Source organism: Peribacillus simplex, from assembly GCF_030123325.1.
GTDB lineage: Bacteria > Bacillota > Bacilli > Bacillales > DSM-1321 > Peribacillus > Peribacillus simplex_D.
On sequence record NZ_CP126106.1, the window covers coordinates 1,526,025 to 1,549,649 of the forward strand.

Genomic DNA, 23,625 nt, shown 5'->3' on the forward strand with positions numbered 1-23,625 from the left:
AATTGATGAAGGGAGAATGTTAATTATGAAACAAGTCATGAACCAAGCATTAAAAGCTAAAGAAGTTGAAAGACATAGAGCTGCAGTGTTAAGGATGGAAATGGACTATGAATTAGCAACCCTTTTTGAAGCAATCGGTGAAGAGAATGACCAAAAGAGGTCACAATGCAAGCAAAGGCTAGAACGCATCCGCTTGGAATTGTTGAAACTGAAAGCCTTGTAATATGATTGGCTGCAGAGATCTTGAAGGAGAATGAATAAAGGAAATGAATCAATTTCAATACAAGGAATTTCATTATAGATGAACGGACACTTTATTTTATTAAAAAATAATGTGTCCGTTTTTCATTAAATGCCCAATATATAAGTAGTATTTTATTTTGGCTCGGGTCTTTTTAATAAGGAAGGGAAACGTTAAGTCAAAGTGATAATGTTAAAAAAAATGGAAAAATTAAGATGTTAAAAACTTGAAGGCAAGCTATATTTGCTTTAATCTTTAGAAGAGGATCATTTTAATGTAGTTTCTGATCATAAAGGACGGGGATATTATAATGGCATCGGTCAAGGAAATGGATACATATGCGAAGTTATGGATGAAAGAAGCGGGTACTAGGCTAAGAGCGTCCTTTAAAACCAAGTTGAATATTGAAATGAAAACGAATCCGAATGATTTGGTTACTAATATGGATAAGGGGATAGAAAAGTTTTTTTGCGAAAAAATCGGCGAAGTTTTTCCTGAACACCGCATATTCGGGGAAGAGGGAATGGGCAATGATATTAAAGACCTAAAAGGTACTGTGTGGATCATCGATCCAATTGATGGAACGTTGAATTTCATTCATCAACAGAGGAATTTTGCAATATCCCTTGGGGTTTATGTGGATGGCATCGGAAAGATCGGCATGGTTTACGATGTCTTTAGTGATGAATTATATCATGCGATTAAGGGGCAAGGAGCATTTCTGAATGATCAAAGGCTCCCATCTCTTGAAGAGACATCAGTAAGCAAAGCGATAATTTCAATTAATGCAAGCTGGGTAACGGAAAACCGTAGGATCGATCCGAGACTTTTGGCACCGCTAGTTCGCGATGCAAGAGGGACACGTTCTTATGGCTCGGCAGCATTGGAACTTGCTTTCGTCGCAGCTGGAAGGATTGATGCATACATAACCATGAGACTCATGCCCTGGGACTTTGCCGGAGGAGTTTTACTGGTTGAGGAAGTGGGCGGGGAAGTTAGTAATATTAAAGGTGACGAATTGGACTTTTTAAAAGGTGACTCACTTTTCGTATCTAAACCAGGGCTCCATAAGGAAGTATTCGATAAATACTTAACAGGAAATTCCAATAATTAGTATTAAGGTCTAATTATAAAATGCTAATTTTGAAATAATTAACAAAAAAAACTCGCTGTCTGTCAGCGAGTTTTTATATTATAACTTTCCGGCTTCGCGTAATTTCTTTTTCTGAGTGAAACCGAACCCCATGATTCCGCAAAGAATGACGATTGCAGCTAATATTCCAATCAAGCTCTTTTCAGCAATGAAGATGCCAATGGAGCCAATGCTGGCTGTTGCCAATACCGCTAATATTAAGAAATTCCATTTAATGTTCATTAATATCACCCCTAATATATCTATTGTACATAATTTCTGTATTTGTTTCTAGTATGTTTGTGATATAATATGTAAGCTAATACTAGTGATACGTTATACACAAACTTTTTTAGGAGTGAATTTTTTGAAATTAAGAGAAAATATTCGTAATATAGCCATCATTGCCCACGTTGACCATGGTAAAACGACGTTAGTGGATCAGTTGCTTAAGCAATCTGGTACTTTCCGTGAAAATGAACATGTGGAAGAACGTGCGATGGATTCTAATGCGATTGAAAAAGAACGCGGAATCACGATTCTTGCGAAAAATACAGCAGTTCAATACCAAGATACAAGAATCAATATTTTGGATACACCTGGTCATGCCGACTTTGGCGGTGAAGTGGAACGGATCATGAAAATGGTTGATGGCGTTCTTCTTGTTGTTGATGCATATGAAGGCTGTATGCCGCAAACTCGCTTTGTGTTGAAAAAAGCATTGGAACAAAAGATTACACCAATCGTTGTCGTGAACAAAATCGATAAAGATTCTGCACGTCCAAATGAAGTGGTCGATGAAGTAATTGACTTATTCATCGAACTAGGAGCTGAAGAAGAACAGTTAGACTTCCCAGTTGTCTTCACTTCAGGTATTGCCGGTACGGCAAGCTTGGATTCAGATCCTGCTAAACAAGAAAAAGACATGACCCCACTTTTCGAAACAATCGTCGAAACGATCCCAGCACCAATTGATAACTCAGATGAACCGCTTCAATTCCAAGTGGCTTTACTTGACTATAATGATTATGTAGGACGTATTGGTGTTGGCCGTGTATTCCGCGGTAAAATGCATGTTGGTCAACAAGTTTCATTAATGAAACTTGATGGGACGGTTAAACAATTCCGTGTAACGAAAATCTTTGGTTATATTGGCTTGAAGAAAGTTGAAATCCAAGAAGCCGTTGCCGGTGATTTAATTGCCGTTTCCGGTATGGAGGATATTAACGTAGGTGAAACGGTTTGTCCGACTGAACACCCTGATGCACTACCTATCCTGCGTATTGACGAGCCAACATTACAGATGACTTTCCTTGTAAATAACAGCCCATTCGCAGGCCGTGAAGGAAAATTCGTTACAGCTCGTAAAATTGAAGAGCGTTTGAGAAACCAATTACAGACGGATGTCAGCTTAAGAGTCGAAAATACCGATTCTCCGGATGTCTGGGTTGTTTCAGGCCGTGGGGAGCTTCACCTTTCCATCCTGATCGAAAACATGAGACGTGAAGGCTATGAACTGCAGGTTTCTAAACCGGAAGTTATCGTTCGTTTGATAGATGGTGTCCGTTGTGAGCCTGTTGAACGTGTACAAATCGACGTACCTGAGGAGCACACTGGTTCTATCATGGAATCAATGGGAGCCCGTAAAGGTGAACTATTGGACATGATCAATAGCGGAAGCGGTCAAGTTCGTTTACTGTTCACGGTTCCAGCTCGCGGACTTATTGGATATTCCACTGAGTTCTTAACGATTACACGTGGATATGGTATCATGAACCACTCATTTGACAGCTACCAACCAATGGCACAAGGTCAAGTCGGCGGAAGACGTCAAGGTGTACTTGTTTCCATGGAATCAGGAAAAACTACACAATATGGTATTATGCAAGTAGAAGACCGCGGGGTTATTTTCGTTGAGCCAGGTACGGATATTTATGAAGGCATGATCGTCGGGGAGCATAACCGTGATAGCGATTTGACCGTCAATATCGTTAAAGCGAAACAAATGACAAATATGCGTTCAGCAAATAAAGACCAAACTTCTTCCATGAAAAAACCAAGAATCATGTCCCTTGAAGAAGCTCTAGAATATTTGAACGATGACGAGTACTGTGAAGTAACTCCGGATTCAATCCGTCTTCGTAAAAAAATTCTTGATAAAAACGAACGTGAAAGAGCAGCTAAAAGAAAGAAAGTTGCCCTTGAAGAAAAATAAATAGCAAGAGGAGGAGAAAAGATTGGATATCCAAGAGCGATTATCATTTTTTGCAGCATTGTACAGAGTGGATGAAAATCCTGAAGCGGGAATGTGGTATTTATATTTGACGGTCTTTGGATTATGCATCCTAGTCTATCAGTTAGGTTTTGCCAAAAAGTTACCTTTGCTAAAAAATGTGGTCATTTATGTGGTAATGGCACTTGGATGTACCCTTCTCTCTTTCTTTGCGGTGTTTCTTCCTATGGGGGAAGCATTAGTCATCGCTTCGCTTGTTCTTGGGATTTATCGAATCCGTCTTCATAATTCGAGAAAAGAAGAACAGGCTTAAGATGATGAAATCATTACAGGATGCCTTATACAATTGGTTGACGATCAAAGTTGTCTGTGATGCAAGGCCTGATGATACAGCAGCACGTGATACAGAAATGTTTTTCATGCAGATGCTGAAAGATGATCATCAGGTGATAATCGATTCGGTTTCAAAAACAGAACCTTTTTATTTCGTCGAGTATCTTTTGGGGGACGAAATGAAAAAGCAACGTTATCCGATTGAATTGATTGATATCATGTTAGACCAAATACAGTTGGAGCCAGATAAGTATAAAAATATCGAGTAATGATAAAAAGAACCGTGCGATATACGCACGGTTCTTTTTATATTGCTCTGGGGAGGAAAAGTCCGTAAAAAAGATGTAAGATTGTCCACAAAAAGAAAGCTGTCAAATCAGAAGGAAGGACAGCTTCTGTTTTCGACAGCGCCGATAATGGGAAGTAAAGCATGATTGCTGGAATGATCGTGAAAAAAGCAAGTGTGTAGTTGTTCCAATTCCTGAAAATCTTCAAAGGACGAAGAATATAAACGTAACTAAACGTAATTGCCAGTGAGAAAAGGAGATGGAAAAAGAACAATGTTGCCTCACTCCAGGAAACAGCTCCGATTACAGGAAGGAAATCCACATTCAATAGGAGCTTATAAACTTTTTTACCGGAAAAGATTTCAATCAACTTCATTATCAATCCAAGCAGAATTCCATTGATGAGACCGATCAGGTAAACTTTATAATTTATTCTACCATTCATCTTCATTTTTGATTGTCCGGTAAAGACGGAAGTTTCCGGTTGCAATCCGTTCGTTCGTACGCTCTTCTATGCGTTGGTTGCATGTATTGCACATATAGGTATGTATAGGGCGGTTACGAAGTTTCTTAGCTTCTGGGCTATCATCAGGTATAGATTCAATTTGATCGCATATTACACATTTAACCTTCATATTAGTTGAACCTCACTTCAATTTGAATATGGTTTTAAGTATACCAATATTTTTATGGTAAAACGAGGATAAAGTGAAACTAACATATGAACGTTTACGTTACTGGGTTCATGACGGTTAAAGAAAAAAACCCGAAGATTGACTCCGGGTTAGGCATATTCATTCTTTAAAGTGATTGGATTGATCATTTTGCTCTTTATCGAGTTCTTTTCTTTCCGATTCATCATCAAGTTTATTTTTTTCATTTTCAATGTTCTTGGACGGCGTTGGGGTTAAAATATCGCCAGGAACCTCAGGAATGACACGACTTGTGATGTCAGCCAATTCATTTAGTATCCCGGTTACCGGTTTACCGTCTTTAATGTCTCTGGCCACCTCCCTGATCCGCTCATTTATATCCGGGTCAGCGACGATGATGGCATTTGCGCCTTCAGGATCATGTTTTAAAGTTTCTCCAACTGAATACTTTATCGTTCCGACCTGTGAACGCTCAATATCCTGGTCAATATCTATTCCGACGATGGCATATTTGCCAAGTACGACTGCGGTGGCATCGTTCACCTCAGGAATGGATTTAGCCAAACCGGTAAGTCTTTCCGCTGTTTGCTGACCTGTATTTCTGTCTGCTTCCTTAATGGTCGAGTTATTGACTTTCGTTAAATTGTTTTTCGCATTATTTTCAGACACTTCATTTTTATTATCCATTGAGCAACCTGTCATCAACAGAACAGCAGCGAGCGACAAAATGTATTTTTTCAATGTGCAGCCTCCTTAATGTTTTTTGTTGGTTCCAGCCTGTCCACCAATGACCAAGTCTGATTCATGTAAGTAAAAATGCGGCCAAACATGTTGTCATCAATGCTGAGGATAGCATTTTTGCTGGAAGTTTTCTTTATAGTCTGTAAATGTTCTTCTATCTTTATGCAAATGAACATATATTTTATCAACAGTCTCGTCCGCTACATAACTTCTGAGTGTAGTAAATGGTAAGGCATATCCTAAAGAGCAGGCAGGAGGCGTCATATTGGGGAAAAAAATCTATGTTTTAGATACGAATGTCCTGTTGCAGGATCCGTACTCGATTTATTCATTCGAAGATAATGAAGTTGTCATTCCGGCAGTCGTATTAGAAGAATTGGATTCGAAAAAACGGTATATGGATGAAATCGGAAGGAATGCCAGGCAAGTATCGAAATTGATTGATAGCTTCCGTGAAAAAGGGAAGCTTCATCAGAGCGTTCCGCTTCATAATGGAGGCAGCATAAGGATTGAACTCAACCACCGTTCATTTCATAAGCTTCAGGAAATTTTTGTGGAGAAAACGAATGATAACAGGATATTGGCAGTTGCGAAAAATTTATCTTTGGAAGAAGAGACGAGGGAAGATGGAAAAACGGTCATTTTGGTAAGCAAAGATACTCTCGTCAGGGTTAAAGCCGATGCCATCGGACTTGAGGCAGAGGACTTTTTAAATGATCGTGTCGTAGAACTGGACCATATATACCCGGGGCACAAAGAAGTGTTTGTATCGATTGATAATCTGAATAAGTTTTATGAAAAAAGTTTTCTGTCACTGGAGGAACTGACAAAAGATTCATATTATCCAAATCAATTCCTGTTGATGAAGGACACGCTGGGCAGCTCAGCATCTGCGATTGGGATAGTGGATGAGAACTGCAGGCTAGTTAAGAAATTGATGTATGAAGGGGAACATATTTGGGGAATTAAACCGAGAAATGTCCAGCAGACTATGGCCCTTGATTTATTGCTTCGTTCGGATATCCAGCTTGTGACGCTCATCGGTAAAGCAGGGACAGGCAAGACTTTATTGGCATTGGCTACAGGATTAATGCAAACTGAAGATTTGTCACAATATAAGAAACTTCTCGTTGCCAGGCCGATTGTTCCTGTTGGTAAAGATATTGGTTACCTGCCAGGGGAAAAAGAAGAAAAATTAAGACCTTGGATGCAGCCTATTTTCGATAATCTCCAATTTTTGTTCAATACGAAAAAACCTGGGGAATTGGATGCCATTCTAGCTGGCATGAGTTCGATTGAAGTGGAAGCCTTGACCTATATCAGGGGAAGGAGCATCCCGGATCAGTTCATCATCATCGATGAAGCGCAGAACTTAACAAAACATGAGGTCAAGACCATCTTGACGAGAGTCGGGGAGCGGAGCAAAATTGTATTAATGGGGGATCCAGAGCAAATAGATCATCCTTATTTAGATGAATATAATAATGGTTTGACCTATGTGGTGGAAAAATTCAAGACAGAGCGCATTGCCGGCCATGTTAAATTGATAAAAGGGGAAAGATCTGGATTGGCCCAACTCGCAGCTACGCTTTTATAATCCAATCGGCAAGGGATGTCCCTTGCCGATTGCTCTAAAGATTTTGGAAAGAATGGACTATGTCTTATTTAACAGTGAAAGACCGTACATTTTTTATCGGATCATTGATGTTGGAAGCGTCTCCGAAATAAATTTCCATAGGGCCGCCTTCAGATATTTTAAGAGGCTTTCCATCCTTGGAAAAGCCCAGGAAAAATTCAAGTGCCGTTTCCAACGGGAATGTAAGCTCCTCATCATCGGTTGTAACGATGACTTCAGTTACCCCATTTTCAGGTTCGGCATTTTTTAAAAAAGGTTCAAAAGGGATGCCGAAAGTCCCTTCCAGCAATCTTTGCTTCTCGAACTTTCTTTCCGTTTTTATTGTGGGCGGCATTATTGCGCCTTCCTGTATTTCTTTTTGCCAATGTTTGGAAGCGGCAATCGTATATTCTTCTAATTCATTGACTTGGACTCTTTCAGCGTGGAAATATGTATCGATTTCAACTTTACGGTCATCAAAAATCCATACTCCAGGATCTAGCGTAATTGGATATTTCACTTTCCCATTTATAAATACGATAGGTTCCAAATATCTCATTCCTTTCTGTTGCTCTTTAATGATTATAATCAATTATAATTGAAATGTCACATCTACAAGATGGTGAACTATTTTCATTGCTGGATATATTCATTTGAGAGGTGGCAGTGATATCCCAATGGCAAATTGTTTGTCAATGTCCTTGCTTTTTCACAAAACTAAAGGTAGAATTTAGAGATAAGATTTAATCGCTCTGAGCGGGGGGATTTAACATGGCATCTGATATGCTTGTCAATCATCGAGAAAAAGCTTATGCTTTATTAAAAGCAGATGCTGACAAGATTCTAAAACTGATAAAAGTTCAAATGGAAAATCTCACTATGCCTCAATGTCCTTTGTATGAAGAGGTACTTGATACACAAATGTTCGGCCTATCACGAGAAATTGATTTTGCCGTACGCTTAGGTTTGGTAGAGGAAACCGAGGGTAAATCCCTTTTGGAGACCCTTGAACAGGAATTGTCAGTTTTGCATGAAGCATCATTAAAAAAATAATAGATAAAACATACTAACTCAAACAAATCTCGATGATTGTTTGAGTTTTTTATTTATATACATAATTAATTAATAGTGTTATACTATATTCAATAATGACATACTAATTAATCCGGACAAGCTCAATTGTGTTTATTTATTTTTTGTTTTTTTATTTTTTTGAATTTTCGATGTAATGTTTAATGGTTATCTTCACATTTCAAATTTCTCTATCAATCATGAAATATGTGGGATTTTTCAATCGAATCCCTTTGATTAACAATGGGACGTTAGTCGGAAAGCCGGAGCTAATTCCTTGTTTTTATATACGAATATATGTAATTTTTTATTTTTTTATTGTATTCAGTTAATTTTAGTATTATGGTTATATTAATTGAATGTTAAATCAATTTGATAATATATTATTATAGCTAAATTTTCATTTGCTATTGGTGTAAGGCACTTTTTAGTCTTTAACGGATGTAAAAAACGAGAATATAAAATATATCGAAATAATTACATCTGCAATAAAATGAGCTTGATCAGAATGGTCTCCTTGGTTGGGATTTAAATTCTTGAATAAAAAGTGGTGAAAGTCTTTCACGCTTTTTTTCTATATATTCAATAAAAATACATATTGATTAGGGTGGTAGCAATGGGGAAACGTATAGAAAAAGTACTTGCGGCAAATCGTGGAGAAATAGCGATACGGATTTTTCGGGCATGTACGGAATTAGACATTCACACAGTTGCAATCTATTCAAAGGAAGATTATGGTTCTTATCACCGATATAAAGCGGATGAGGCATATTTGGTTGGGGAAGGCAAAAAGCCGATTGATGCATACCTGGATATTGAAGGCATAATTGCGATCGCCAAAATGAGCGGAGTCGATGCGATTCATCCTGGTTATGGTTTCCTTTCAGAAAATATTGAATTTGCGAAACGTTGTGAGGAAGAGGGCATAATCTTCATCGGACCAGAATCAAGACACCTAGATATGTTTGGTGACAAAGTAAAGGCCAGAACACAAGCTGAACTGGCTGATATTCCGGTTATCCCTGGTAGCGATGGACCGGTGACCAGTGTTGAAGAAGTAAAGAAATTTGGTGAACAATACGGTTTTCCAATTATCATAAAAGCCTCTTTAGGCGGCGGCGGACGCGGAATGCGGATTGTCGAAAAAATTGAAGAAGTTGAAGAGGCTTATGATCGCGCAAAATCAGAAGCTAAAGCGGCTTTTGGTAATGATGAAGTCTATGTAGAGAGATTCATTCAAAATCCGAAGCATATCGAAGTTCAGATTTTGGCTGATACTCATGGGAATATCGTCCATTTATATGAGCGTGACTGTTCCGTTCAGAGACGGCATCAAAAAGTTGTGGAAGTGGCACCTTCCGTTTCCCTTTCCGAGGATTTAAGGGAAAGGATTTGTGAGGCAGCCGTCAAGTTGGCAAAAAATATTGATTATGTAAACGCCGGTACGGTCGAATTCCTTGTCGCAAATGGCGAATTTTACTTTATTGAAGTCAATCCACGGGTTCAGGTTGAGCATACCATTACTGAAATGATTACGGGCATTGATATCGTCCAATCCCAAATCATGGTAGCGGAAGGGCATGAACTCCATGGCAAAAAGATTGGTATTCCCGAACAGTCAGGAATCAAAACACATGGATATGCGATTCAATCACGGGTGACGACTGAGGACCCATTGAATAATTTCATGCCTGATACCGGGAAAATGATGGTTTACCGTTCCGGTGGGGGATTCGGTGTTCGTCTGGACGCTGGGAATGGATTCCAAGGTGCGGTCATCACACCATATTATGATTCCCTTCTCGTTAAACTTTCCACTCATGCGCTTTCATTTGAACAGGCAGCTTCCAAAATGGTTCGTAACCTTAAGGAGTTCAGGATTCGTGGAATTAAAACAAATATTCCCTTCCTTGAAAATGTTGTAAAACATGAAAAATTCATAAATGGGGAATATGATACATCATTCATTGATTCAACACCGGAATTATTCAGCTTCCCAATTAGAAAAGACCGTGGAACAAAAATGCTTTCATATATCGGAAATGTGACCGTGAATGGATTCCCAGGAGTCGAGAAAAAGAAAAAACCTGTTTTTGATCCTGCCCCAATTCCGAATGTTGGTGGCCTGCCGCTTATCTCGGGTACAAAAAATATACTTGAAGAGCAAGGTGCAGAGGGACTGGTCAATTGGATCAAAGAACAGAAAGAGGTATTGATCACCGATACGACTTTCCGCGATGCACATCAATCTTTACTGGCGACGAGAATTAGGTCGAAAGATATCCTTGATATCGCTGAGCCTACAGCAAAACTACTTCCTGATTTATTTTCAATGGAAATGTGGGGCGGGGCAACTTTCGATGTCGCATATCGATTCTTGAAAGAAGATCCATGGGACAGGCTGATAAGTTTCAGGAAAAAAGCACCGAATGTCTTATTACAAATGCTTTTAAGGGCTTCAAATGCAGTTGGTTATAAAAATTACCCTGATAATGTCATTCGTGAATTCGTAGAGAAATCAGCGGATGCAGGCATTGATGTTTTCCGTATCTTCGACAGTTTAAACTGGGTTAAAGGGATGGAATTGGCTATTGATGCAGTCCGCCAATCCGGCAAAATTGCGGAAGCGGCCATTTGTTATACCGGGGATTTGAATGATCCATCACGCAGCAAGTATAATATCGACTACTATAAAAACATGGCCGTGGAACTAGAGCGTGCCGGTGCCCATATTTTAGCGATCAAGGACATGGCCGGCCTCTTGAAACCTGATGCTGCTTACCGCCTAGTATCGGAACTGAAAGAAACGACTTCACTTCCGATCCATCTGCATACTCATGATACAAGCGGAAATGGCATTTACATGTATTCGAAAGCGATCGAAGCTGGTGTGGATATCGTTGATACGGCGATTGGTTCTTTAGCTGGACTGACTTCGCAGCCAAGTGTACAAACACTTCATTATGCGTTGGAGGGGTCAAGCAGACAGCCTAAGTTGGAAGTCGATTCACTAGAGCGTTTAGGAGAATACTGGGGAGAGGTCAGGAAATTCTATCATGACTTCGAAAGCGGCATGAATGCACCTCATACTGAAGTGTACAAACACGAAATGCCGGGCGGTCAATATAGCAATCTGCAGCAGCAAGCCAAAGCAGTGGGGCTGGGTGACCGCTGGCATGAAGTGAAAGAAATGTACCAGCGTGTCAATGTAATGTTCGGCGATATCGTTAAAGTAACTCCTTCATCCAAAGTTGTTGGGGATATGGCTTTATTCATGGTGCAAAATAACCTGTCTGAAGAAGATGTTCTGACAAAAGGCAAATCCATCGATTTCCCTGATTCAGTCATAGAGTTATTCGAAGGCTATCTAGGTCAGCCGGTTGGGGGATTCCCTAAAGAGCTTCAGGAAGTTATCCTGAAAGGGAAGAAACCTATAACAGTAAGACCGGGTGAATTATTGGAAGAAGTGGATTTTGCAGCTCTTAAAGAAGAATTATTCAAGGAATTGGGACGGGCAGTCACTGATTTCGATGTGCTTGCATATGCTTTATATCCAAAAGTATTCCTGGACTACAATAAAACGATTGAGCTGTTTGGTGATGTTTCCAACCTTGATACCGCAACTTTCTTATATGGCATGAGGCTAGGGGAAGAGATCGAAGTTGAAATTGAAAAGGGTAAAACGCTCATCGTAAAATTGGTTTCAATCGGTCAGCCATTGGCTGATGGAACAAGGGTTGTGTATTTTGAGTTGAATGGTCAATCACGTGAAGTGATCATCAAGGATGAAAACATTAAATCTTCCGTTGTATCAAAAATGAAAGCTGACCCTAAAAATAAAGAACAACTGGGTGCGACAATGCCAGGTACGGTTATTCGTGTAGTGGTCGAGAAAGGCGATCAGGTCAAGCAGGGTGATCACCTGATCATTACGGAAGCGATGAAAATGGAAACTACCGTGCAAGCACCATTCTCCGGGACCATTAAGGATATTTATGTAAAAGATGGAGAAGCGATCAGTACTGGGGACTTATTGATTGAAATAACTAAGTAATATCGCTGACTGTGACCTTGTGAATGATTTGGGGTATATGTGGCAGGCTTGAGGTTTTAAGCTGCCCTATACCCTCTTTTTAGGCAATGTACGGTCATTGAACTCCCATTAGATAAAACAAAACCACCATTCCCGGGAATGGTGGTTTTGTTTATCTTAATTTCATTATTGATTGAACAATCAGACATTAACGGGCGGGTACCGTTGGCGTTATATCCTGTTCATCCTGTCCTTTGACAGAGTGCGCGGAGTTCTTTTTTTGCTTGGCAAGGGCATTTTTTTTGCTTCTTGATGTCAATAGCATCAAATAGCTCATTACACCAAAAAAGCAGGCAATGAATAGTGCGTGAGTTAGTGCGATATATAGGTTTTGCCTTGAGAAAATGATAAAGGCACCAGCGGTAACTTGTAAAAATACGAGAATGAATGCAGCAATCCAGCCGCCATATAGCACTTTTTGATTTCTATAATGTTTTTTTGCGATATAAGCGACATAGGATACCCAAATGAAAATAGCGCCTGCCATTGCACGGTGCCCCATCTGAATCCATTCATAAAGGTTGGAGGGGAGTGCAAGACTGTCATTTACGCATAAAGGCCAATCCTTACAGATAAGACTTGATTCTGTATGCCTTACAAGAGCACCTGTATAGACGACCATGAGACAAAAAATCAATACGCCAATAATATGGAATTTCATTCGTTTGTCAACGATAAGTTTTTCTGCTTCGAACTTCTTGTCCACTTCAAAAATCAACAGTGTCAGTAAAAAGACGGCAGCAAAGGAAATGAGCGATATGCCAAAATGAAGGGCAAGGACGAAATCGGATTGTGACCAAATGACGGCAGCGGCTCCGATCAACCCTTGCAGTAACAGAAAACCAAAAGAAAGGATGGATAAGAAACGCGCTTCACGGATATGGCCGATTTTTTTCCAAGACATATACGATAATAATAAAACAAGGAAACCTCCAGCACCTGAAACGAGCCGATGGGAAAGCTCAATGACCAATTCAATCGTGATTTTGTCCGGGATCAATTGGCCATTGCACAATGGCCAGGACCTGCCGCATCCCATGCCGGAATCCGTCTTCGTGACTAAAGCTCCACCAAGTAAGATGAAAAGCATTACAACCGTAGTTAAAACAGCAAACCATTTAAGAGACGATTTCACTAGTAGCCCCACCTTTTTCTCTGTAGCAAATTAGGGTTGTTCCATAAAATTAATAATAGCATAAGGTTTTCATAATATTTGTCGAACTTCCTCGATATTACACAAAATAGAATGATTTTACAAGTTCAGTTAATATTAAAACTATTAATTAAAATGCCTGAAATAGTTGAAAGTTACTAAAGACTTTGATAGAAATAAAGGGAGTGTAAACCTTCAAGTAGGAGCAAAATAGGGAATAAGCCTAGGGGATGATGATGATGGCATATTATTCATGTTCTTGATGAACATCATACAAGAGATAAGTAAATTATTGAGACACAATTTGGTCAAAAAATACCCGAAAAATTTTCACAAAAGCTTCCAAAAATGTGTTTTAATATATTGAAGAAATGATTTTACTAAATTTTACTGTTTTTAAGCATGATATTAAGAATGAAAGCTCTCGATGGATTCCATTGACAACGGTCATTGGTAAATAATTTACTTTTTGTTTACGCTTCCTTGGTTACAAATATCAAAAAGTATGAAATAATGTTCTATAGCATATGTAAGTTTTTTTTGCATTTGCGTCTGTTTTGAATGATTTAAAGGAGGAAAACAAATGTCAGAAACAAGGGGTTTGTCAGAAGCTGTCATGGAGGACAGTAAAGCCGCCCTTCAATCGGATATACCTGAAACAACAGCTTGGAAGGATTTTCTCGCACTTATAAAAGTGGGGATTGTCAATTCAAATATAATTACAGCTTTTACCGGCGTGTGGTTAGCTCTTCATTTTTCGGGGCTTAGCTTCTTAAACAATCTAGATGTAGTGTTTTATACACTTGCAGGTTCGGCGCTCATAATGGCGGGATCTTGCAGTTTCAATAATTATTATGACCGTGATATCGATCATTTAATGGAAAGAACGAAAAACCGTCCAACGGTAACTGGGAAAGTACAGCCTTCAAGGGTATTGGCATTAAGTTTCGGTTTAATTGCTGCAGGGCTGATTTTACTTGCATTGACTAATATGACAACTGCCATACTAGGAGCATTCGGCGTCTTCGCCTATGTTGTTTTATATACCATGGTTTTCAAACGTAGATTTGTCTCGAATACGATTATAGGCAGTATATCCGGAGCGGTGCCTCCACTTATCGGGTGGGCTGCAGTCGATCCGGACCTTGATAAGATCGCCTGGGTCCTGTTCGCGATCATGTTCTTGTGGCAGCCTCCTCATTTTTATGCACTTGCAATGAGGCGTGTCGAAGAATATCGTGCAGCTGGGGTACCCATGCTTCCGGTAGTGAAAGGGTTCAAGGCTGCAAAAAGATCGATTATGCTATGGATCGTCGGTTTAATGTTCGTTCCTTTCTTTTTAACTCCATTAGGAACTCCGCTAGTTATTCTTGCTGCATTATTGAGCACGGGTTGGCTTATTTTGGGGATTAAGGGGTATAAAAAGAAAGATGATGTTAAATGGGCAACATCCATGTTTGTATATTCTTTAAATTATATGACCATTTTATTTGTAGCGATGGTTATTGTCACTCTCATCTAGTTGTGGTTTAAATAAGCTGGCGGCCTGTTCTTTTGCAGGCTCCAGCTTACTGATAAATAAAGCACTGACCGCCATTCATACATATTAAAGGAACCAACGGGGCCATACATAAGAGCGGTTACATGAATCATCTTAATAATTCCTTAGATTAGGGATTCTTTCTTTTTTAGAAATTGACATAGAGAGAATATTCGCAATTGCGCCCATTTTTAATTTTGTGAGAAAATTTTGACGAAAGAGGGGTTTCTGAAGCTATGAAAAAAAGGCTGCACAAATGGCGCCTGATTGCTCTGCTGGGTATTGTAGGACTTGTCCTTTCGGGCTGCGGCGAACCATTTCTATCCGCGCTGAAGCCAGCTGGCGATGTTGCGCAATCTCAGTATGACTTACTGATATTGAGTACACTAATCATGGTACTGGTTATTATTGTTGTGATTATTTTGTTCGTTGTAGTTTTACTACGCTTCCGTCGAAAGAAAGGCGACGAAACAATACCAAAACAAATTGAAGGAAGTCATAAACTCGAAATTATCTGGACTGTTATTCCTATCCTTCTTTTAATTGTTCTGGCTGTTCCGACCGTCGTCACGACTTTTGACTTAGCCGACACAAAGGCAATGGATAAGAAAGATAAGGATGGAAAAACGAAGGATGCACTTGTCGTGAATGTTAGGGCAAACCTTTATTGGTGGGAGTTTGAATATCCAGACCTCGGCGTTGTAACAAGTCAGGATTTGGTTGTGCCAACAGATCAAAAAGTGTACTTCAATTTAACTGCTTCAGATGTTAAGCATTCATTTTGGGTACCTTCTGTTGGAGGGAAAATGGATACAAATACAGAAGGGGTCAATCAGTTTTTCTTAGAATTCGATAGTAAAAAGGCAGAAGATTCGAACAACTTATTCTACGGAAAATGTGCTGAACTTTGCGGTCCTTCACATGCTTTGATGGATTTTAAGGTCGTACCGAAGTCTAAAAGCGATTTTGAAGAGTGGACTAAAGATATGAAAGCCGCGAAGGAACCTGTCGTTGAAGGTGATCTAGCCAAACAGGGTGAAGATGTCTTTAATCAAAGCTGTATAGGCTGCCATGCGGTTACACCAAATGACAGCAGGCCTGAGGCAGCTCGTCAGGCTCCGAATCTGGCTACATTCGGTGAGCGTCAAAAAGTAGCTGGCGTATTGGATCATACGGAAGAAAATGTAAAAAAATGGATCAAGGATCCTGAGAAGTATAAACCGGGCAACACGATGACCGGTACTTACGGCGAACTTTCAGATTCAGATATTAATGCACTGGCAGCTTATCTATTGGAGCTTAAAGTGGAAGACAAATAGAACATTGATTAAGGAGGTTAAATCGTGAGTACGTACGCTAATAAAAAAGGATTTGGCGCTACGGTTTGGGATTATCTGACGACGGTAGACCATAAGAAGATCGCCATTTTATATCTTATCTCTGGCGGGTTATTCTTTGTAATCGGTGGTTTGGAAGCGATGTTTATCCGAATCCAGCTGGCAATCCCAAACAATGATTTCGTAAGTGCCGGATTTTATAATGAAATTTTGACCATGCACGGTACGACTATGATATTTCTGGCGGCCATGCCGTTAGTGTTTGCTGTAATGAATGCGGTTGTCCCATTACAGATAGGGGCACGTGATGTTGCGTTCCCATTTTTGAACTCGTTAGGTTTTTGGTTGTTTTTCTTTGGCGGAATCTTTCTGAATCTTTCATGGTTTTTAGGGGGGGCTCCAGATGCAGGCTGGACATCGTATGCATCACTTTCCCTCCACTCCGAAGGTCATGGCATTGATTTTTACGTCCTCGGATTACAAATATCAGGTTTTGGAACACTAATTGCAGGGATCAATTTCCTTGTAACCATTATTAATATGCGTACACCTGGTATGACATATATGCGTATGCCGCTGTTTACCTGGTCAACTTTCGTCGTTTCTGCATTGATATTATTCGCTTTTCCTCCGCTTACCGTGGGATTGGTGTTAATGATGTTCGATCGGATGTTTGGCGCGAATTTCTTTGATGTAGCGGCAGGGGGAAATACGATTATTTGGGAGCATTTGTTCTGGATATTCGGTCACCCGGAAGTTTATATCCTGATTCTTCCGGCGTTCGGTATTTTTTCCGAAATTTTCGCTACATTCTCCAGAAAAAGATTGTTTGGTTATTCATCGATGGTATTTGCAACCGTTTTAATCGGTTTCTTAGGTTTCATGGTTTGGGCGCATCATATGTTTACCACTGGCCTAGGTCCGATCGCAAATGCAATCTTTGCCGTGGCGACCATGGCTATCGCTGTACCGACAGGTATTAAGATATTCAACTGGATTTTTACGATGTGGGGAGGAAGCGTCAAGTTCACGGTTCCGATGCTTTATGCAGTTGCCTTTATCCCTACATTTACAATGGGTGGCGTGACAGGTATCATGCTCGCATCTGCACCTGCTGATTATCAATACCATGATAGTTATTTCGTTGTTGCTCATTTCCACTATGTAATCGTTGGTGGGGTCGTATTAGGTTTACTGGCTGGAATCAATTTCTATTGGCCGAAGATGTTTGGAACGATGTTAAGCGAAAAATTGGGGCAAATCACATTTTGGACTTTCTTGATTGGTTTCCATTTAACATTCTTCATTCAACATTTCTTAGGTTTGATGGGGATGCCTCGTCGCGTATTTACATTCTTGGACGATCAAGGTTTCAATACAGGTAATATGATTAGTACTGTTGGAGCCTTTTTGATGGCGTTTGGTGTCTTGGTTATGGTCATCAATATCATCATTACATCTGTGAAGAATGAAAAAGTCGGCAATGATCCTTGGGGAGATGGCCGCACGCTGGAATGGGCCATTCCATCACCACCGCCTTTTTATAATTTTAAACAACTGCCGCTAGTCCGGGGATTAGATCCTTACTGGGTTGAAAAAATGGAAGGGAAAAAGGAAATGACTCCTGCAGAACCACTTGGGGATATCCATATGCCGAATTCATCCATTCTTCCTTTAACGACTGCTTCCGGTTTATTTATCGCCGCATTCGGTGCTTTATACCATATGGATGATAAGACATGGACCCTGCCTATTATGGTAGTAGGACTTTTGGTAACATTTGGTTCAATGTTTATCCGTTCCGTTAAAGACGATCATGGGTACCATATTCATAAAGAAGACCTTATGGACGATAAAGACAAGGGAGGTAAGGCATAATGCAGACAGATGAAAGATTCACGGATGCTACCTGGCCTGCTTCTCCCGAGAAAGCGACTTTAGAAGGTAAAAATAAGTATTTGGGATTCTGGTTGTTTCTTGGTGGAGAGACGGTATTATTCGCCTCATTATTTGCAACTTACCTAGCATTGAAGGATAAAGTTCCAAATGGTGATGCAGCCCTAGCTAAAGATTTATTCGAATTACCACTTACTTTTGTGGCAACCATGCTGTTATTGACCAGTTCATTGACTAGTGTGTATGCGATGTACCATATGAAAAATAATCACTTTAAACAAATGCAGGCTTGGCTTGTGATTACGGTTGCACTCGGTTTAGGTTTTCTTGGACTCGAGATTTATGAATTTAATCACTATGTTCATGAATTCCATCATACATTTACGAGCAGTGCCTTCGGATCCGCGTTTTATACGTTAGTTGGTTTTCACGGAGGACACGTTGCATTCGGTTTGGTTTGGATCATTTGTCTTATGGTGCGTAATGCAGGAAGGGGCTTGAATTTGTATAACGCTCCTAAATTTTTTGTTGCGAGTCTTTATTGGCATTTCATTGACGTAGTCTGGGTGTTTATCTTTACTGTCGTATACTTAATGGGAATGGTGGGATAACTGATGGCGAATGAACAATCAAATTCAGCGAACCCGAATGTCGATTTAAAATATCGCCGTAAGAAAAATGCTGAAGAGATGAAACACCAAGTGATATCATTTACACTTATGATTTTCTTTACATTACTTGCTTTTGCTGCAGTAGGAATTGAGGGTTTTTCACATTGGTTCATTAAACCAGTCATTTTACTGCTGGCAGTTGTACAAGTGATTTTCCAATTGTATTATTTCATGCATATGAAGCATAAAGGGCATGGCACCATTGCGTTGTTCTTATTTTCCGGCCTTGCAGTCGGCTTGATAACTGTCCTTGTGTTCACAACGATTGTTTGGTTATAAACCATAAAGAAAATCGGCTATTGAATGATAGCCGGTTTTTCTTTATGTGGTGATTTCCAGGAAAATAATCCAAGTTTATCTATATTTGTTACAATGTTTCATTTTAGGTATAATGAAAGTAAGAAAAAGTTTATGAACGAGGTGATTTTTTTGTCTATTGATATTTTCGGATTTCGCGCTTTGTGGAGTCCTTATTATTTTGCCGCCCTCGTACTTATAACCGTAGGATATTTTTGGCTGGTGACAAAAAAAAGGGAGAAGTTTCCGGGCAGTTCATCGCTTTCCGTTAAACAGGCAACTTATTTTTTGATAGCCATGTTCCTCCTTTATGTGGTAAAAGGATCCCCACTTGATTTATTGAGCCATATCATGTTCAGTGCACACATGTTTCAAATGGCACTGCTCTATCTCGTGATTCCGCCTTTATTTATCATTGCGATTCCAGATTGGCTTATGAGAACTTTCATAAATTCAAGGGGAGTAAAGACGTTATTTCAATTTTTTACGAGACCACTTGTCGCCCTTTTACTATTTAATGTTCTTTTCTCGCTGTACCATATCCCGTTAGTGTTCGATTATATCAAAACGGGGATGTGGATTCATGCAGGCTACACGATACTTTTATTTACGACAGCTGTTTTGATGTGGTTCCCGCTTGTCAATCAGGTGCCCGAACGTGAAAGTCTATCAGGTGTGAAAAAAGTAGCTTATATATTCGGCAGTGGAATTCTAATGACCCCTGCCTGCGCTTTAATCATTTTTGCTAATGATCCGATGTATGATACATTCACTAATGCGGAGTCTTGGGCCAGTGCCATGGAACTTTGCGTTCCGGCTTCAGCACTTTCCGGTTTAACGCTCAGTGGCCCAGAAATGTTCAATGGACTGCCATTGCTTGAGGACCAACAGCTTGGTGGGGTTTTGATGAAGGTGATTCAAGAAATCGTTTTAGGTTATGTATTGGGTGTCATTTTCTTTGCTTGGTTCAAAAAGGAGAATGGCGGCCAAAATGATATAGATCCGATACCTTCGGATTTTCAGACTGTAGAATAAATGTACGATAAAAGACTTGTCTTGGGCGGACAAGTCTTTTATCCGCCTTTACCTGATTTTCGATTTAAACCAAATAGCCAGCGATTTGACTTGCCTATTCTATAAAAGTGAGCATTCTGTTAATAATCCTTGATTTTATTGAATTTTATGAGTGCCTCTTATAAAATGGTAGTTGATTAATAAATATAGAGAGGACTACAATTCATATGTCTTTACCAATCCTTCCAACGATAAGTACAGCCTTCATTGTATTAAGTGCCATCACTGTTGCAATAGGCTGGTATCAAATTAAACAACGCAAAATCGAGACCCATAAAAAAACCATGATGGCAGCTGCGGTTTTTGCGGTAATCTTTTTCGCTATATATCTTTCCAGGACGGTCTTCATTGGTAGTACGTCATTTGGCGGACCCGCTGACATTAAAATTTATTATACGATTTTTTTGATTTTCCATATAACACTTGCAACAACTGGAGCTGTTTTGGGGATTGTCATGCTTACCACTGGGTTTAAAGGTAAATTTGCCATTCATAAAAAAATTGGGCCTGCGACAAGCATCATTTGGTTTTTCACTGGAATTACTGGAGTAGCTGTTTACATCCTGCTTTATGTCATTTATCATGGCGGCGAAACAACATCTTTAATAAAGGCGATTCTAGGATTTTAAAATAACGAAAAAGCCTGGTGCAAAAAAGCATCAGGCTTTTGTAATGGATATAAAAAAGAGAGCATCACACATGATCCTCTCTCTTTGTGCTTACTTTTCACTAACGGTTTTTACAGACCGTTGAATTGGGTAAGTTCTTCTTTGATTTGAGCGAGGATTTTTTCACTTTGTTTAACTAGTGATGCAGGGAAATCCTCTCCTTCACCATATTCAACTCCGTGCGGATAATAGTGTTTTCCTAATAGAGGAACCATTAGTTTGATGACGGCCCTGTGAGCGCCTACATCGCCCTCTGTAGCATAGCCAAGTATTCTCAGGTAAAACGTGCCTTCTTTTAAGTCGAACTTACGATCGTAACTTACTCTTTCGTAATCCCATTGTTCTGCCCGTATTAAACCATATTGCGGCATTAGGTCATCTAATCGGTTTAAGTCGGCTGTAATGTTTTCGATTCCAAAGCTTTCAAATTTCACGAGTAGTACCTCCTATGTTTACTATTGAGAATTAAAATGACATACCGGGAAAATATTATGTACATGAATATATTAAAAATCTCCAAGTATGTTTATAATATACCATTTTATCCTATATTTTATAATAGTACGAAATGGTGGAAGTTGCAATGAACTCAACCATGGTATTTTAATCATTCGCAAAAGTTCCATTTTTTAAATAAAATTTATTGAAGGGACAGTCTATCGTAAATTAGAAAATTATGATTGAACAGTGATATAATCAGGAAAGAAAGGTTTTTGCATTGGATACATAAATTAGATAGAGAGAGGGAGTGTTCCTCTGCGCGGTTTAGGTAAGGTGTTGGTGTTAATTATTATTTTTTTCGTAATCGGTATTTATCTTAATATCGGCGATGAAGATGAAGGAAACCCTCTTATTGATGGTAACAAAGGTGTTAACCCCAATGAACATATAAATGAAAAAAGCACTTCCTCTGAAAAAGAAGGGGTTACTGAATTGACAGAAGGTCTGGCGGTAACAATCGGGAAAAATGCAAAAGAGATAGAAAAGGAATATGGTAAGCCAGATCGAATTGATATGTCCGCCTATGGATATGAATGGTGGGTTTATAAAAAGGACTATGATAATTATTTCCAATTAGCCGTTGAAAATGAAAAAGTGGTATCTGCTTATGGAATTGGTGATAAGGTCAATGTCGCTCCTTTTAAAATTGGACAATCGATTGATGCCATCTATTCCAGCTTATATGTGGAACCCACTGTTGATATTGAAGTTGGTCACAGTTCCTATCGTTTTGAATTGTCGGAGGAAGATATGAACATGAGGCCTTTGATTGATTTAGGGAATATTAATGTTCAGCTATATTTGGATAAATTCACCGGGACTGTTTCAAGCATCCGATTTTTGAATGATTCCGCTTTATTGAAACAACAGCCGTATGAGCTGACCTATCATGGTGAACTTGTGACAGTTAAGGACCTTTCTGATGAAGACTTGGCGAAAGTGGACGAGGGCAATGAGCAGCAAATATTCGATATTACGAATATAATGCGCAGCAGGTTTGATTTGAAGCCTTTAGAATGGGATGCGCCAACTGCAGAGGTTGCTTACCTTCATAGCCGGGAAATGACGGACGCACCTGAAGGAACCCATGTTTCTGAAACAAAGGGGGATTTGGAAAAGCGTCTCGATGCAGGCCATGTAAAATACAGGGCGGCAGGTGAAAATATAGCGGCTAATTATGTTGACGCAGCTGCAGTCATGGAAGGTTGGCTAAATAGCAAAGGGCATCGGGATGCGATGCTGAATGAGGAATTTACAGGTCTGGGTGTCGGGGTATATAAAAGGTACTACACCCAGAATTTCATAAAGAGATAAAAGAACGGATCCGATTTGGGTCCGTTTTCTTGTTCTGGATTATATTTTGAAAATGAAAAAGGTCCCTATCGATATAGCGCAAGTTCCCCATCATCACGTTGACCTTTCCCTCGATGATTTTATCATATGACTATGTATTAATTTGCATGGAATCGAGCGCCAATGCAGAGTTTTTCATAACGGACCTGGATATCCGCAGTCACGGCAGCATACACTTTTGGAACTATAAGGGCACTCATCCCCAAATCATCCATTTGCATTTAAAAGGAATGTTATGCACTTTTTATTTACCTTCAGCATATGGTGCAATAGGCGATGTCTAAGTGTGAGGTGAGAGTAATGGCAAAAAGAAAGCGGCCCTCCGTGGATAAATTTCGGGAGTTTGTAAAGGAACATCCTCATTTAGTGAATGAAGTGAGAAGCAAACAAGCAACATGGCAGGAACTTTTTGAAGAGTGGTATTTACTCGGAGAAGATCATCCACGCTGGCAGGCTGACGGCAGTGTGGGCGAGTCCAAAGTGAATACAGGATCCCCATCACAGCCGGTTGAAAAGGGAGACCAAAGCACTGAGTTGATCGGTTCGTTAATGAGTGCAGTTAAAAATATGGATATGGGGCAGATTCAACAATATATTACGAATGCCAATCAGGCCATCGGTGCAATCCAAGGAGTGCTATCTGCTTTCCAAGGGAATAAATCAGGTGATACCAGTCCTCCCCCAAAAGAAAAAGAGCAGAGAGCTAACCCTTTTTTATTCACCAAAGATTAAGGAG

The 23,625-nt window shown here is 39.7% G+C and carries 24 protein-coding genes; 17 read left to right on the forward strand and 7 right to left on the reverse strand.

Annotated features, from left to right (window positions below):
• Window positions 1–25 precede the first annotated feature (25 nt).
• Together QNH43_RS07405 and QNH43_RS07410 are read left to right on the forward strand one after the other, a co-directional pair.
• The gene (locus QNH43_RS07405) at window positions 26–223 is read left to right on the forward strand and encodes a hypothetical protein (RefSeq protein WP_034314018.1); all 198 of its coding nucleotides are present in this window, start codon (window positions 26–28) and stop codon (window positions 221–223) included.
• Window positions 224–551: 328 nt separating this feature from the next.
• Window positions 552–1,355 (forward strand): inositol monophosphatase family protein, encoded by an 804-nt coding sequence (locus tag QNH43_RS07410; protein ID WP_283917342.1) that lies wholly within the window; start codon window positions 552–554, stop codon window positions 1,353–1,355.
• Between the two features lie 78 nt (window positions 1,356–1,433).
• Here the strand turns inward: QNH43_RS07410 and QNH43_RS07415 are convergent, their stop codons facing one another.
• Complete coding sequence (locus QNH43_RS07415; protein ID WP_076366748.1) at window positions 1,434–1,616, reverse strand: YlaF family protein; 183 nt, start codon at window positions 1,614–1,616, stop codon at window positions 1,434–1,436.
• A 124-nt stretch (window positions 1,617–1,740) separates the two neighbouring features.
• On the opposite strand from QNH43_RS07415, the gene typA reads away from it, so the two are divergent.
• The 3 genes from typA to QNH43_RS07430 are packed head-to-tail and all read left to right on the forward strand — an operon-like array spanning window position 1,741 to window position 4,208.
• On the forward strand, window positions 1,741–3,588 hold the full coding sequence (gene typA, locus QNH43_RS07420) for a translational GTPase TypA (protein ID WP_283917343.1): 1,848 nt from the start codon (window positions 1,741–1,743) through the stop codon (window positions 3,586–3,588).
• 22 nt (window positions 3,589–3,610) lie between these two features.
• Window positions 3,611–3,919, forward strand: coding sequence for a YlaH-like family protein (locus QNH43_RS07425; protein ID WP_034314008.1), 309 nt, complete (start codon window positions 3,611–3,613; stop codon window positions 3,917–3,919).
• 4 nt (window positions 3,920–3,923) lie between these two features.
• On the forward strand, window positions 3,924–4,208 hold the full coding sequence (locus QNH43_RS07430) for a hypothetical protein (protein ID WP_076367911.1): 285 nt from the start codon (window positions 3,924–3,926) through the stop codon (window positions 4,206–4,208).
• 37 nt (window positions 4,209–4,245) lie between these two features.
• Here the strand turns inward: QNH43_RS07430 and QNH43_RS07435 are convergent, their stop codons facing one another.
• The 3 genes from QNH43_RS07435 to QNH43_RS07445 all read right to left on the reverse strand — a co-directional run bounded on the left by QNH43_RS07435 (window position 4,246) and on the right by QNH43_RS07445 (window position 5,620).
• Complete coding sequence (locus tag QNH43_RS07435; RefSeq protein ID WP_283917344.1) at window positions 4,246–4,677, reverse strand: hypothetical protein; 432 nt, start codon at window positions 4,675–4,677, stop codon at window positions 4,246–4,248.
• Entirely contained in the window at window positions 4,661–4,861 is a 201-nt protein-coding gene (locus tag QNH43_RS07440) for a YlaI family protein (RefSeq protein WP_072272690.1), read from the reverse strand. Before QNH43_RS07440 ends, QNH43_RS07435 begins: the two co-directional genes overlap by 17 nt.
• A gap of 159 nt (window positions 4,862–5,020) precedes the next feature.
• Complete coding sequence (locus tag QNH43_RS07445) at window positions 5,021–5,620, reverse strand: YhcN/YlaJ family sporulation lipoprotein (protein ID WP_283917345.1); 600 nt, start codon at window positions 5,618–5,620, stop codon at window positions 5,021–5,023.
• Between the two features lie 265 nt (window positions 5,621–5,885).
• Here QNH43_RS07445 and QNH43_RS07450 point away from each other — a divergent pair, with 265 nt between their 5' ends.
• A complete protein-coding gene (locus tag QNH43_RS07450; RefSeq protein ID WP_283917346.1) occupies window positions 5,886–7,217 on the forward strand; it encodes a PhoH family protein in 1,332 nt (443 codons plus the stop codon).
• Between the two features lie 64 nt (window positions 7,218–7,281).
• Here the strand turns inward: QNH43_RS07450 and QNH43_RS07455 are convergent, their stop codons facing one another.
• A complete protein-coding gene (locus tag QNH43_RS07455) occupies window positions 7,282–7,785 on the reverse strand; it encodes a hypothetical protein (RefSeq protein WP_076366738.1) in 504 nt (167 codons plus the stop codon).
• Between the two features lie 221 nt (window positions 7,786–8,006).
• Between QNH43_RS07455 and QNH43_RS07460 the strand changes: the two genes are divergently transcribed.
• Both QNH43_RS07460 and pyc read left to right on the forward strand, forming a co-directional pair.
• Window positions 8,007–8,288 carry an Fpa/YlaN family protein gene (locus QNH43_RS07460; protein WP_034313996.1) on the forward strand — a complete coding sequence of 94 codons (282 nt, stop codon included), beginning with the start codon at window positions 8,007–8,009 and terminating at the stop codon, window positions 8,286–8,288.
• A 634-nt stretch (window positions 8,289–8,922) separates the two neighbouring features.
• A complete protein-coding gene (pyc, locus tag QNH43_RS07465) occupies window positions 8,923–12,360 on the forward strand; it encodes a pyruvate carboxylase (protein WP_283917347.1) in 3,438 nt (1,145 codons plus the stop codon).
• Between the two features lie 187 nt (window positions 12,361–12,547).
• On the opposite strand, the gene QNH43_RS07470 is transcribed toward pyc, so the two are convergent.
• The gene (locus QNH43_RS07470; protein ID WP_283917348.1) at window positions 12,548–13,534 is read right to left on the reverse strand and encodes a COX15/CtaA family protein; all 987 of its coding nucleotides are present in this window, start codon (window positions 13,532–13,534) and stop codon (window positions 12,548–12,550) included.
• 601 nt (window positions 13,535–14,135) lie between these two features.
• On the opposite strand from QNH43_RS07470, the gene cyoE reads away from it, so the two are divergent.
• From cyoE to QNH43_RS07505, 7 genes are all read left to right on the forward strand, one after another.
• Window positions 14,136–15,074, forward strand: coding sequence for a heme o synthase (gene cyoE / locus QNH43_RS07475; protein WP_283917349.1), 939 nt, complete (start codon window positions 14,136–14,138; stop codon window positions 15,072–15,074).
• Window positions 15,075–15,328: 254 nt separating this feature from the next.
• Entirely contained in the window at window positions 15,329–16,411 is a 1,083-nt protein-coding gene (coxB, locus tag QNH43_RS07480; RefSeq protein ID WP_283917350.1) for a cytochrome c oxidase subunit II, read from the forward strand.
• 24 nt (window positions 16,412–16,435) lie between these two features.
• Window positions 16,436–18,307, forward strand: a complete 1,872-nt coding sequence (gene ctaD / locus QNH43_RS07485; RefSeq protein WP_283917351.1) for a cytochrome c oxidase subunit I — start codon at window positions 16,436–16,438, stop codon at window positions 18,305–18,307.
• Complete coding sequence (locus QNH43_RS07490) at window positions 18,307–18,936, forward strand: cytochrome (ubi)quinol oxidase subunit III (protein ID WP_076366726.1); 630 nt, start codon at window positions 18,307–18,309, stop codon at window positions 18,934–18,936. The genes ctaD and QNH43_RS07490 overlap by 1 nt, the downstream gene beginning before the upstream one ends.
• 3 nt (window positions 18,937–18,939) lie before the next feature.
• Complete coding sequence (gene ctaF / locus QNH43_RS07495) at window positions 18,940–19,275, forward strand: cytochrome c oxidase subunit IVB (protein ID WP_048684534.1); 336 nt, start codon at window positions 18,940–18,942, stop codon at window positions 19,273–19,275.
• A 150-nt stretch (window positions 19,276–19,425) separates the two neighbouring features.
• Window positions 19,426–20,328 (forward strand): cytochrome c oxidase assembly factor CtaG, encoded by a 903-nt coding sequence (gene ctaG / locus QNH43_RS07500; RefSeq protein ID WP_283917352.1) that lies wholly within the window; start codon window positions 19,426–19,428, stop codon window positions 20,326–20,328.
• Window positions 20,329–20,534: 206 nt separating this feature from the next.
• Window positions 20,535–20,996 carry a DUF420 domain-containing protein gene (locus tag QNH43_RS07505; protein ID WP_076366722.1) on the forward strand — a complete coding sequence of 154 codons (462 nt, stop codon included), beginning with the start codon at window positions 20,535–20,537 and terminating at the stop codon, window positions 20,994–20,996.
• Window positions 20,997–21,106: 110 nt separating this feature from the next.
• Here the strand turns inward: QNH43_RS07505 and QNH43_RS07510 are convergent, their stop codons facing one another.
• On the reverse strand, window positions 21,107–21,469 hold the full coding sequence (locus QNH43_RS07510) for a YugN family protein (protein WP_076366720.1): 363 nt from the start codon (window positions 21,467–21,469) through the stop codon (window positions 21,107–21,109).
• Between the two features lie 346 nt (window positions 21,470–21,815).
• Between QNH43_RS07510 and QNH43_RS07515 the strand changes: the two genes are divergently transcribed.
• On the forward strand, window positions 21,816–22,850 hold the full coding sequence (locus tag QNH43_RS07515) for a CAP domain-containing protein (protein WP_283917353.1): 1,035 nt from the start codon (window positions 21,816–21,818) through the stop codon (window positions 22,848–22,850).
• Window positions 22,851–23,189: 339 nt separating this feature from the next.
• Window positions 23,190–23,621 carry a YlbD family protein gene (locus QNH43_RS07520; RefSeq protein ID WP_283917354.1) on the forward strand — a complete coding sequence of 144 codons (432 nt, stop codon included), beginning with the start codon at window positions 23,190–23,192 and terminating at the stop codon, window positions 23,619–23,621.
• The last annotated feature ends 4 nt before the right edge of the window (window positions 23,622–23,625 follow it).